Origin of the sequence: Acetobacter pasteurianus subsp. pasteurianus LMG 1262 = NBRC 106471 (assembly GCF_000285275.1) — a bacterium.
In the GTDB taxonomy this organism is placed as follows: domain Bacteria; phylum Pseudomonadota; class Alphaproteobacteria; order Acetobacterales; family Acetobacteraceae; genus Acetobacter; species Acetobacter pasteurianus.
Map to the genome: position 1 here is coordinate 1 of NZ_CADO01000010.1, position 12,298 is coordinate 12,298.

11 protein-coding genes and 1 riboswitch are annotated in these 12,298 nt (G+C 50.2%); of the genes, 3 read left to right on the plus strand and 8 right to left on the minus strand.

The genetic code is table 11. The features are described 5' to 3' along the window. The coding region (locus APA10_RS03295) for a TolC family protein (RefSeq protein ID WP_050998006.1) at window positions 1–1,071 on the plus strand (1,071 nt) is incomplete at its 5' end. 19 nt (window positions 1,072–1,090) lie between these two features. Here the strand turns inward: APA10_RS03295 and APA10_RS03300 are convergent. The 6 genes from APA10_RS03300 to APA10_RS03325 are packed head-to-tail and all read right to left on the minus strand — an operon-like array spanning window position 1,091 to window position 8,423. Beyond that, complete coding sequence (locus tag APA10_RS03300) at window positions 1,091–2,407, minus strand: Hsp70 family protein (RefSeq protein WP_003624502.1); 1,317 nt, start codon at window positions 2,405–2,407, stop codon at window positions 1,091–1,093. 45 nt (window positions 2,408–2,452) lie between these two features. Beyond that, the gene (locus tag APA10_RS03305) at window positions 2,453–3,100 is read right to left on the minus strand and encodes an SOS response-associated peptidase (protein ID WP_003630560.1); all 648 of its coding nucleotides are present in this window, start codon (window positions 3,098–3,100) and stop codon (window positions 2,453–2,455) included. A 20-nt stretch (window positions 3,101–3,120) separates the two neighbouring features. Then, a complete protein-coding gene (locus APA10_RS03310; protein WP_003630561.1) occupies window positions 3,121–3,876 on the minus strand; it encodes a DUF72 domain-containing protein in 756 nt (251 codons plus the stop codon). Between the two features lie 29 nt (window positions 3,877–3,905). Beyond that, window positions 3,906–5,666 (minus strand): ABC transporter ATP-binding protein/permease, encoded by a 1,761-nt coding sequence (locus APA10_RS03315; protein WP_080587112.1) that lies wholly within the window; start codon window positions 5,664–5,666, stop codon window positions 3,906–3,908. Next, window positions 5,596–7,923: a TonB-dependent siderophore receptor gene (locus APA10_RS03320; RefSeq protein ID WP_035366243.1), complete on the minus strand. Its 2,328-nt coding sequence runs from the start codon at window positions 7,921–7,923 to the stop codon at window positions 5,596–5,598. The genes APA10_RS03315 and APA10_RS03320 overlap by 71 nt, the downstream gene beginning before the upstream one ends. A 59-nt stretch (window positions 7,924–7,982) precedes the next feature. After that, window positions 7,983–8,423 (minus strand): DUF2946 family protein, encoded by a 441-nt coding sequence (locus APA10_RS03325; RefSeq protein WP_003630565.1) that lies wholly within the window; start codon window positions 8,421–8,423, stop codon window positions 7,983–7,985. 327 nt (window positions 8,424–8,750) lie between these two features. Here APA10_RS03325 and APA10_RS03330 point away from each other — a divergent pair, with 327 nt between their 5' ends. Continuing rightward, window positions 8,751–9,053, plus strand: coding sequence for a hypothetical protein (locus tag APA10_RS03330; protein WP_003630566.1), 303 nt, complete (start codon window positions 8,751–8,753; stop codon window positions 9,051–9,053). A 51-nt stretch (window positions 9,054–9,104) separates the two neighbouring features. Here the strand turns inward: APA10_RS03330 and thiD are convergent, their stop codons facing one another. Next, window positions 9,105–9,905 carry a bifunctional hydroxymethylpyrimidine kinase/phosphomethylpyrimidine kinase gene (gene thiD, locus APA10_RS03335; RefSeq protein ID WP_003630567.1) on the minus strand — a complete coding sequence of 267 codons (801 nt, stop codon included), beginning with the start codon at window positions 9,903–9,905 and terminating at the stop codon, window positions 9,105–9,107. A gap of 61 nt (window positions 9,906–9,966) precedes the next feature. Continuing rightward, a riboswitch (TPP riboswitch) is annotated at window positions 9,967–10,086 on the minus strand. A 175-nt stretch (window positions 10,087–10,261) separates the two neighbouring features. Here thiD and APA10_RS03345 point away from each other — a divergent pair. Further along, a complete protein-coding gene (locus APA10_RS03345; protein ID WP_003630569.1) occupies window positions 10,262–10,804 on the plus strand; it encodes a GNAT family N-acetyltransferase in 543 nt (180 codons plus the stop codon). Between the two features lie 105 nt (window positions 10,805–10,909). On the opposite strand, the gene APA10_RS03350 is transcribed toward APA10_RS03345, so the two are convergent. Further along, window positions 10,910–12,250, minus strand: a complete 1,341-nt coding sequence (locus APA10_RS03350; RefSeq protein ID WP_003630571.1) for an amidohydrolase family protein — start codon at window positions 12,248–12,250, stop codon at window positions 10,910–10,912. Between the last annotated feature and the right edge of the window lie 48 nt (window positions 12,251–12,298).

A 12,298-nucleotide genomic window follows, 5' to 3' on the forward strand; every position in this document is an offset into this window, starting at 1 on the left:
GACCATTCTGGCACATTGCGATGCCGTGCGGGGAGGACGGCAACCACCCCATCTTATAGCAATTTTAACACGGGCATGTTTGCCTCGTGGGAACTGGATTTATGGGGCCGCTATAAGCTGATGCGCAAAGTGGCAGACGCCAACCGTCAGGCCTTTCAAGATGATATTGATGCAGTATCCCTTTCATTTGAGGCAGAAATCTGCCGCCTCTATTTTTTGTGGGTTAATCTTACCCAAATGGTAGAGGTGGAAAAAAAGGCTTCCGATATTTTAAAGGAAGTAGAAAATATAAATAATGTCTCGTATCAACGGGGGCTTATTTCACAAACGGTTCTTCTCGAACAAAACAACCAGTTTCAGAAAGTTTTTATGAAGTATCAGGAACTGGATAACGCACAACAGGCCGTGCGTCGGGCGCTTTCCATGCTGGTATATAATCGCCCAGATGCATTATCTGTCATGGATCAGAGTTTTTCACCTATTGATTATACTCAGATCACACCAGCACCTTTAAAAATTCCATCTGTATTGGTGAAAAGCCGACCAGATATTCGTGCAGCTGAACAGAGATTGCATGCAGCTTCAGCCATGGTTGGTATTGCCAGGGCTGATTTTTACCCACGGATTACATTTTCCGGAGAACTGTCGATAGATGCGTTAACCTTAACCGAGTTTGGGTGGGGGGCACGAAATACCCAATTCGGCCCAACGCTCACCTTGCCTATTTTTGAAGGCGGCAAAATTGCGCGGCAAGTGGAATTACGCAAATCCGAACTCAAAAGTGCCGGGCTAGAATATAAGCGAACAGTGCTGAATGCCTGGAAAGAAACAGAAGATGCGCTTGCCAATTACAATATGACACGCGCACAGTATGGAAATGCTGTGCAAATGGCTGAAAATGCAAAAATTAGCGCAAAAAGGGTAGGGGCCTCCTACCGCCGTGGTGATGAATCTAAAGTGGAATTTCTGCTCAGCCAACTTGCAAGCCTGGATGGTGAGGTTGAACTCCTGAACATGCAGCAACGTTTGATGGAGAATTACATTCGCCTCTATGTGGTTTCTGGTGGGTAAAGTGCAGGTTTCCCAAAACCTACACAGAGGCCAACGCTAACCCCTCAGCAACCGATACAAATTCTCCACCCAATTCAACCCGATCTTCTCCAAACCGAGAGGTAAAGAGCTGCCGAACTGCGGGCACGAAAGATGTACCCCCTGTTAGAAACACGCGGTCAATCTGCTCTGGCGCAAGAGAGGCTTGGCTAAGTGCCTGATCAATACCGGCACCAAGTTTGGCAATATCTGGGGCAATCCAGCGGTCAAAATCTGCGCGTGAAACGGTTGTTTTAATATCCAGACCGGGTTGTGAGAAAGAAAGCTCAGCACTTTCCGCAGAGGATAAAGCCCGCTTGGTGGCAGAAACCGCATTGTAAAGCTCCTGCCCATGCTGCTCACGAATAAGCTCGATCAGGCTTTTCAGTTTTTCCGGTTCAGAAGCCGTTCGGGCAACATCTGCAATCTCATTAAGAATACGCGGGGTGCGCATCAAAGAAAGACGATGCCAACGTGCCAGAGAGTGGTACCATTCAATAGGCACCGGAAGGGGCTCCCCTCCCATAATGCGGAATGTGCAATCACGCCCAAGGTAAGGGGCCACAACATTATCAATAATACGGAAATCGAACTGGTCCCCAGCCAGCCCTACACCTGTATGGCCAAGTGGTTGCGCCCCTTGATTGCTGGCAGGGTCAAACCGCATGATCGAAAAGTCACTCGTGCCACCGCCAAAGTCTCCAACCAGCACTGTTGCGGGCTGGTTCAGCCGCTGCATAAAGCGCCAGCCCGCAGCTTCTGGCTCCATCATAACGGCCACATTTGCAAAGCCTGCCTGCGTAAAGGCCGCGCGTAACCGTGCTTCCCCCAGAGCGTTATCTGCGTTTTCGCCTACAAAATGAACCGGCCGCCCAACCGTAACGTGGCATTCTGCTGGGGTAATATCTGTAAGTGCCATCAATTCCCGCAGGAAAGTGGCAATCAGATTTTCTAACGAAAGGCGCTGGCTAAAAACCTGTGTCTCACGAAAGCTGGCTTGAGCCAGATAAGACTTCATGGACATGATAAGCCGCGTTTCGGACGGATCATCAAGATGCGCCTCAACCGCATAAGCGCCCACGGCCCGCTGGAGCAGCCGCCTGCCTCCTTCCATTTCCTGCCACAAGGCAAGAAGTGTGGGGCAGGTTTGAGAGGAACCACCGTCCGGCAAGGGGAAAGAAATGGTCTGGATGGTACGATCAGGGCGCGCGATAACGATGACGCTATTGGTCGTACCGAAATCAATGCCGATCTGGATAGGGCGGGCTGAAATAGTCATGGCCGGCGGAAAATAGTGTCCACTTGCCATGCTGTCCATGCCTCTGATGCTCTCCTGCACCAGATATCTGCATTTTAGGCGGGGTTACTCCGGGGCGTTAGCTGGAGCAATCACTTTCAACATACCATCTGGTAGGGGCCTTTGTAGCTGCAGGGCTTCTTCCGCTGGCGCATTCATCCATATATCCAGCTCTTCCGGCTGCGTGAGAATAACTGGCATGGCTTTTGGGTGAATGGCTCCAACTTCTCGGTTGGCTTCTGTGGTCAGAAACCCAAAGAGGTTATCCGTTGTTTCTCCGTCTGCCAGTTTGCGCACAGATGTCCACTGGCACCAGATACCGGCAAAAAATGCCAGAGGTTCACCATCACTACGGGCAAACCATACGGGTTGTGACTTGCCATCAGGCAGGCGCGTGGGCTCTGAAAAAGCCGTTAGCGGCACAAGACAGCGATGCCCCACATGCTCCCAACGCTTCCACCACATGGAGGATGGGTGGCGGATGTTTGTAACACCCCGGTCTACCTTGTGCCCCTTAAGATAGTTGGGAGGCGTTGGCATACCCCAGCGCGCCCTCATCAATTCCCGGCCTTGCACAGTATTACGCACAATGGGCGCCATGGTGTTGGGGTAGATATCTGGCAACGGCTGCAGATTGCCTGTGTTATCAACCACCACCTTTGCAGCCTTACGAATGGCCTGTGGGTTGGATGTCATGGAATAGAGGTTACACATCAGCTTGCTCCAAAGGCGCGTTAATCCGCAATCATGCTGGGTGAATGCTTTAACGCCTGCAATGCCGCTATCAGTTCAAGTGCATTCTGTGTGGCAGCACCAAAGGTAGTGTTATCATAGATTGTCCAAACCTCCGTCCCACATGCGTTTAATGCAGCAACGCTGTTTGCATGTGCCTGTACAGCCTCTGCACTATACGGCGATTCATAAATGCGCGGAGAGCCATGTAGCCGAAAATAGGCAAGACCACCCCAGCCTCCGGGCTGTGCGGCAGAAGTAAATCTAGCCGGATCCGCCGCAACCCGTGAAACATGCTGTCTTTTCAGCATGAGATCAACTTCAGGTTGAAACCAGCTCACATGCCTAGGCTCCAGCACAACCGGACCGTTGATGGCAACCTTCAGATCATGCAAAAACTGTTCTGCAATGTCTCCGGGATAAGCAAAGCTTGGAGGTAATTGCACCAAAATAGGGCCGCGCTTACCACCCAAACCGCTGGTTTCCGCAGCAAAGCGCGCAACAAGATCCTGACACCCTATAAAGCGCTGCTCATGCGTAATTGTCTTGGGAAGTTTGACGGAAAAACGGAAATCCGGCGGTACGCTTGTTGCCCAGCGCACGTAAGTTTTGTGCTGATGAGGGCGATAGAAACTGCTGTTAATTTCCACGGCAGAAAAACGCGTGCCGTAGCGTTCAAGATGCGTACCAGTTGAAGGAAATTCTGCGGCAAGTTGGGTAGGAACCGACCAGCCAGCAACGCCGATGCGAACAGGCATAAGCGGTTTCTCCTCTATTTTGCTAAGGATTAAAAGAAAGCCTTCCCATTTTGTAAAACAATTTGTTTCTGATGATAATCTTGCAGCGCTTTGCGGTATGTCACGCTGATAATTGTGCAATTGGGCAAGAATGTTAGCAGCGCATCATACAAGCAACGCTCATTGGTTTCATCCAGTGCAGAGGTAGCTTCATCCAGAAACAGGATGGATGGTTGAAATAGAAAAACCCGTGCCAAGGCCAGACGCTGCTGCTCCCCACCAGACAGGATATTCCCCCATACTTGCTCTTCATCCAGACGAGACACGTAACCATCCAGATTTGCGGCATGAAGTGCTTCTTCATACGCATGCAGATCATGCTGCTCTGGCGATAACGGGTAGGAAAGGGCTTGCCGTAAAGACCCCGATGGCACGTAGCTTTGCTGCGGAACAAACATGGCTTTTGCGCTGTTAAGGCACACTTCTCCACTGCCATAAGGCCATAACCCAGCTAAACTACGTAAAAATGTGCTCTTTCCACTGCCGGATGCACCGTAAATAGCCCATCGCTCACCAGCTTGAAATGTCAGGCTGCCGAAGTCCAGCAATGTCTGCCCGGAAGGCAGGTTAAGAACCAGATTATGGATTGAAACTGTATTTTGGTTTGTAGGTTTACAAACAATACCTTGTATCGGCTTTTGCTGTATGATGCGTTCAAATTCAGCCAGACGTTGCAATGTGGAACGCAGCCCTGCCAGATCTGTGTAATTATCAATAAACCATTGCAAACTTCTTCGAACCTGCATGAAGGCAGCATTGATACGCGCATAAGCGCCAAACGTAAGCGCATGCACCATAATTTTGGGCACCAATAAAACCCATAAAATAATGGAAGCTGTTTGGTTATAAAAGGTGCCTACAAAGTTGGCGCGCCACGTGTAATGCACAACCTTACGCCAATTTCTGGCAATATGAGCAAGATGGGTGGAAAAGCGCAGATGCTCGGCATCTTCTCCTTTGTAAAAAGCGACCTGTTCAGAATTACGCCGCAAATCAAGCAGACTTGCACGTAAATCTGCATCATAATGTTGTTGCTGATAATCAGCGTTTATTAAGGGGCCGCCTGCTTTTTCTATGAAAAAGGAAACCAATACAGAAACAATAACTGTTCCAAAAAACAGATAGCCGGGAATATGACAGATATGCCCCCAAAGTGGCACCGATAACACACCACCGATTTCCCATAGAACAATAGAGAATGACAGCAACGTCATTACTGCCTGAATAGCATCCAATCCCAGTTTGAGAACAAGGGTTGTCATTTGTGCAAGGTCATCTGCAATACGCTGGTCTGGGTTATCTGCCTGCGCGGCATCATGCTCCAAACGGTAATAGGTTGTGTTTTGCAAGTAATGTTGCAGATAGACCTTTGTGTTCCATAAGCGCCAACGCATGGAAAGGATCTGTGTCAGATAGGTTTGCAGCACATAAATACCGGCTGAAAAGGCGCAAGCTGCAATATAAACCGGCAGCAGGCCTAGCGCTTGGCCTACATGGAATGCAAAAAAGGCATCAAAAAACTTTTGGTCCCAAATCCCAAACCACACGGCTGTGCGCACATAAAGCAGCGAAAGCCCAATAATAAGCCCCAGCAGGCCCCATGCTTTCCACTTTTCTGCAGATACCCAAAAAGGGAACAGGATTTTCCAATCTGAAAGAGAATGGGAAGAAGAGGGTTTATCAGTACGTAGCACGAAGCGTTGCCATGAAATTGCGAGGAGCCGCGGGAAAGTTGAACTGCCATATACCACTGGCGCGTTCGTAATAATGGCGGTTGGTCAGGTTATAAGCATTCAGTTGCAGGCGCAGGTTACGGTTGATCTTGTAACCAATCATACCGTCCATCGTCATATACCCACCTTGCACGGTGGTGGCATAACTCCCGCGCAGATTGCTGTTGGCATCTATCCCAACCCCTATGTTCAGATCTTTCAGCCGTCCATCAGGCACGGTGTAATGCACCCAGGATTTGAACATGTGATGCGGGGAGTAAACGCCTCCAAAATCGCTGACACGGGAATTGGAAACTTTGGTGTCCAGATACGTGTAGCCAATGGAAACATCCAGATTAGGCAGAATTTGCCCATCTATCTGCATTTCCCATCCTTGGCGGCGAATAGGCCCGGTGGTGACGTAAAACTGCGCATGCAGCGGGTCCTGCACTGGCTGGTTCACGCTCTCCATCCGGAACAGGGCGGAAGAAACATTTAACCGGCCATGAAAATATTCCGCCTTAAATCCTGTTTCAATCTGGTTGCCACGCTGGGGCGTTAGCCCGCCACCGTGATACGTTTCCTTGCCCACAGAAGGGGTGAAAATACTGGAGTAGCTGGCATACCAAGAGATATGGGGTGTTATCTGGTAAACAGATCCCAGATAAGGCGTAAGCTCCCCATGTATGTTGGATGTTGTCTGCCATTGTGTGGCTGGTGCGGGCGCAATATCGCGCAGTTTCTCGTAATAGCGTGAGGCACGGCCGCCCAGAATAAGGGAGAGTTTTTTGGTGAGTTCAAACCGGAGCTGGCCATAAAAACCCCATTGATAGGCATAGTCATCCGTGCCCCAACCATTGGCGTTTGTGGCATAGTTAAAACAGCTTGCTGCGGGTTTTTTAACAACATCCGTGTTGTTTATGCTCACATCATTATAGATGGCGTTACAATTGTTGTTGGCATACTGCGTAACCTGTTCGTACGAATTATAGTTGAACCCGAAAAGCGCATGATGCGTACGGTTTAGAAAATGGAAACTGCCTTGGGCATAAATATCCGCAGAGCGTGATGAATTTGTGCCCTTAAAAGCGGCAATGCCTTGGTCCCGATACTGCAAGGTGCCTGTGCTGGGGTCTATCTGGTTCCAGGGCTCGTTATAAAGCGTGTTGTAGCTTTGATCATAAAATGTGCCGCGCGCAGTTGCAGACCAATCCCCCCAGAGTTTCTGGTTGAGTGAGGCTATGGTCTGTTGGGTCATGTAATTGGAATATCCCCAGCTCTGGCTAGGGTTTGCCGAGCGGCTGCCAGACCACAGCGTATTGGCCGTTGTAAGCGGCAATCCGTAATAGGGGGCCTGATTATCCTGCTGTTGCGCTGCGTGGGAAACCATAAAGGTGGTGCGCGGGGTTATATCCCACTCCAGCACCCCATAGGCCTGCCATTTGCGGGTATGGGCGTATTTGTAAAAGTAATCATTATCTTCAAACAGATCAGCCGTGCGGAAGCGAAGGGTTTTGGATTTGTTCAGTGCTACCGTCATATCCACATCAGCACGGTAATTGTTAAAGCTCCCAACACTGGCGGCACCGCTTAGCGCAAAATCCTGCCCCGGTTTTTTGGTGACCTCATTTACAACCCCACCCGCACCACCAGCCCCCTGCAACAGGCCCGAAGACCCACGCAGCACCTCGATACGGTCATACATGGAAAGATCAAAACTGGCGTTATTTAGCGTTCCGGAAGCATTTGGCGTGCCATCCACAGAAGTTGTGAGCTGATACCCACGTGAGTAGAAATTGGAATTGGCCGTAGAGGCCGGCATAACGCGAATGCCATTAATCTGGCGCATCGCGTCGGTCATTGTCAGCATGTTGGAATCTTCCATACGCTGCTGCGTAATGACAGATACGGACTGGGGAATATCCTTCAGTGCAACCGGCGTTTTCCCCCAAGCTTCTATTGTTGGCACAGTGTAGGAATGTCGGGAGCCTGATCCATATACCGTAATATTCTGATGGGTTGTTTGAGCAGATGCGTGATTTGCCGAAGAGGAACACGCGCAAGAAGGCCCAGAGGCGCTACATTTTTTAGACGCACTGGCAGAGGTTGGTGTGCAGTAGGTGAGGGGCGAAGCAGCCAAAGCTGGCCCACAGATAAGCGTAAGACCGCCTATCATAACCCCAAAACATGGGAGTGTTCGAAAAATACGAGACATACCTATCTGTCCTGACAGCGTCACACATAAAGGCTGACAGGGCAGGTTGATGTATCCAGACCTTATGGCTGGTTCCCGCATAAGGCGGAAATGACAGATGCTATTATATTACAGATAGCAGCCGCAAAAACGTGTTCCTGTCAGTAAAGACATGACAGGGAAGAAGGCGGCCCACGTGTATGAGGAAGGCCCGTAAAAATGCCAGCAGGCGGGGCCCGTGGGGCGCGGTCATGATAGATCTGCCGCTTGGCCAGCAGCATAATGCTTAGGGCCACAAAAATCCCGATAAAGGCGATATCAGGCAGTTGCAGCAGTGGGCAGAGAGGGCAGAACCCGTTGTTGTCATCATGCGAATGATGAGCCGGGTCATGCCCTTCATCATCCGCAGGCATCACCATGGCATCATCCATATCAGGACATGCCGGGCTTTTAAGCGCTGGACCAATATGAAGGCCGGTAAGGCGTTCAAGCGTGGCGCGGGGCATTTCCCCAAGCTGCGCATGGCTTTGGAGGAAAAGCTGCCCAACAAGCCCCACCATCACACAAATGGCCACCAGCCATCGGCTGGCAAACAGGCGCATTTTTGCGTGCGTGGTGGCTGATCTAGACAAAAATCCTCTCCAAATTGTGCTCTTGTTAAAGGAAGATTATTTGCCTTTTGTCAAGAAAGAGTAAGTGGCGCACAAATACCCCGCGCACACAGAGGGCTGAAGAAAGGCACATGCCAAAGATCAGCAGGGCTGTTCTGTTGTGGGGGCAGGTATAGCTGCTCCTATCTCAACTCTCTCGCTTTTGTGGGGGAAGGGGCGTAACCCCATAAAAGACCTGCATGAAGCTTTTGTCAGCTTCCGGCGTTATCTAAGCCGCACGCGGGTTGGACTGTTATTCCTGCAAAGAGGAAACAAACCATGTCAGCTTACAGCATTTTACGTACCGCTATTGAACAGAAAAAAGCCGTAGCTTTTACGCTTCATGATAAACCGCAGGTCGGCTCTCCGCACGCTCTGGGCAAAGGAGATGGCGTAGAAAAGGTGCTGATGTATCGTGGTGTGGATGCGCATGAAAAGCGTGTGCCAGCGCAGGGGCAGTGGGATTGCATTGCTGTATCTGAGTTAAGCGATGTGAAGCTGCTTGCAGACGAGCCATTCCACCAAGGTCACCCGGATGCCACACAGCGCGCTGGCATTCGTGAAATAGATATTGAACTCTGATATATCCCTGTTTATCGGCATCACGCTATGTGATGCCGATAAAACCGTACATTATGTCCAAAGGTGATGGAAATGATGCAGCGGGCCGTGGCCATGCCCGACATCAAGCGTATCACTCGCAGCAAGAGCGCCATGTAGATACACTTTTGCCTCACGCACGCTATCTTCCACCGATTTGGAAGGTAGTAGCGCCGCTATGGCAGCAGAGAGTGTGCAGCCGGTACCGTGGTCATTACGTGTGTGGATACGGGGCGCTGCAAACTCAATAATTTCATCCGGTCCATAAAGCAGATCAACACTCTGGGTTGATCCTTCAAGGTGGCCACCTTTGAGCAAAACCCATTCCGAGCCCAGCTTGGCCAATTCTTTTACCCGTAAGCGCATTTCATCCAGCGTCCATACGGGGTTGGCATTCAGCAAAACACCAGCTTCTGGCAGGTTGGGGGTAATAAGCGTTGCAAGCGGCACCAGAAGGTCTCTGATAGTGCTGACAGCATTGCTTTCCAGAAGATGGTCTCCACTTTTGGCCACCATAACCGGATCAAGCACAATATTTTTTGCACCATGATGATGCAGCCGTTCTGCAATAACCTTGGCAATGCCGATATTGGGCACCATCCCAATTTTAACGGCATCTACCCGCACATCATCAAACACACTGTCAATCTGCTCGCCTACAAATTGCGGGTCTAGCGCCACAAAGGACCGCACGCCTTGGGTGTTCTGGGCCACCACGGCCGTAATGGCGGCCATGCCATAAGCCCCCATGGCCGAAAATGCTTTAATATCGGCATGAATTCCTGCACCACCTGTGGGATCGGTGCCGGCAATACTCAAAACATTGGCGATCATGGTCGGGCAATTCCCTTTCCGCAAGAACATGGCTCCCTGCCGCGCAATTCCAGCAAAAAGGATAGGGTAGTCAAACCTGTCCCTTCGCCGGCATAACCCGGATCAGGTTCAAAGGGTCATTGCGCTGCCTGTTGGCTCTGCAATATCTCAGCTCCATGTCGGGGCTCCCCTCGGTAAGGCCTAACGTATCAGGGCAAGGCTCTTTATGCACGTCATATTGAAGATAGGTTTGGTAGAATTGCTTTAGCGTTACCACGGCCTGCGCCACATCACACATAAAGTATGTCTGGTAAGGTGGGGAGGCTTATGCATGGTTACCTTATGAATTTGTAGCGTAATACATTGCAGATGGAAAAATGAATAAATCCGATTTCACCATACGTAAGACGTGCATTGAAGATGTGCCTGTTCTTGCACTTATTGAGCAATCCGCTGCGCAGATTTTCCGGCAGATCCCTTCATTAAGCTGGATAGCCGATCATACTGTTTTGCCGGTAGATATACATCTTTCTGCCATAACCGCTGGCACAAGTTGGGTTGCTGTTGATCATAATGGTCAACCTGTCGCTTTTCTCTGTGCGCGAATATACGCACAGGAGTTTCATATTCTTGAAATGTCCGTTTGTAAGAAAGAGCAGAAGCGGGGAATAGGAACAGCGCTTCTTTACGCGGCATGTAGTTGGGCAAAAGCATACCAGCTTAGCGCAGTCACTCTGACGACTTTTCGGGGACTGCCATGGAATGCGCCTTTTTATACGCGTCTTGGGTTTAAAATCCTTCCTGAAAGCTTGATAAATCCAAGATTAGCGGCCGTATTACAAGATGAGGTAGAGAGTGGTTTCCCTCCACAAACCCGTTGCGCTATGCAATTGAACCTTAGCCACTTTAATGCAGCATAACACGACTTAAAGTGGCCACAGTAAGTAGTAATGCCCTCCATAAACCGTAAGGCTCCGACTTTCGCTCTAAACGCTGAAAAGATGGGGAGGTTTTAAAGTCTGCTTTTATTTTTGCAGCACAGGGGGAGAAATGGCTACGCCGTTTTCCCATGTTTCAATAATCTTGTCGGCGTTTTCTATATTGGCGGCAGGGTTTCCGGTAACCACCAGTACATCTGCCCGTTTACCCGGTGCCAATACGCCCCGATCAGAAAGATTCAGCAAATCTGCAGCGTTCTGGGTGGCGATATGAATGGTCTCCAAAGGTGTCAGACCCGCCTGTACTATAAGGGCCAGTTCCCGATGTTCTGCCACGCCGGGCACCCGTAAAGGGGTAGCGCCGCTATCTGTGCCAAAGCCTATTTTTACACCAGCATCATGCAATGTTTTTAGGTTTTGCAGGTTCATCTCTAAAGAGGAGCGGGCGAAATCAGCCTGTTTGCCTGCTTTGTGCTGTGCCTGCCATGCGGGATCATTAATCTGTTTCAGTAAGGGGCCAGAAAGCCCTGCTATTGCAAAGGAAGTTTGCGTCCACGGCGCGCGATCAGCCCATGCTGTTGTAGCTTCATCCAGCTGAAGGGTGGCAATATACCAGATACCGCGGGATTTCAGTGCCGCAACCAGCTCTGGCGTAACGGGTTTATCCCGCACACCATGAGCAAGAATATCCACTCCGGCAGCCACAACATGCTGAGCATCTTCCAAATCATGAATATGCGCTGCCACACGTAATTTGCGTTTGTGGGATTCCTCTACAACGGCAGCAATAATATCCGGGCTCATTTTAACGGGCAGCGTGCCATCAAAATCATCAACCCAAATTTTAACCAGATCAGTGCCTTCATCTGCCATTGTATCCACGGCTTCTCGGGCTTCATTGGCTGTTTTGGGGCGGAAAAGCTGGTTAGGTGCAACATTTACAGGCGGCGCACCATTGGGAACGCCAATGCCTTGATCAACTCCGAACAGATCAGCCGGTGTTTTTCCTGCATGTGCCTCCTTCCGGAGCGGATCAAACACATCTGGCACGTTATTGCCCAACGCCGTAACAGTGGTGACACCGTAACGTCGATACTGCCCAAGTGCCGCCATGATATTGGCGCGTGTATAAAACTGGGAACCCGTGGTCACACCCTCATATTGCCCAACATGGCTGTGATCGGAAATAATGCCGGGTAGGGCAGTATCTCCTGAACGATCCAGCACTTTGGCATCTTTGGGTATGTCCACATCCTTGCCAACTGCAAGAATATGATCTCCCTGCATCACAAGCGTTGCATCTTCTATAGGGGGTGCTCCGGTGCCATCCACAATACGCACATGCGTGAGTGCAACGGGAGGGGCAGAGGCTGCAAGCGCCTGAGTTGTCATGAACAAAGCAGTTGTGATGAAAAACATACGGCGCATATTGATCCCCCTAATAGCGGCATGAACGGGAAGAAACTGGTATTCGTT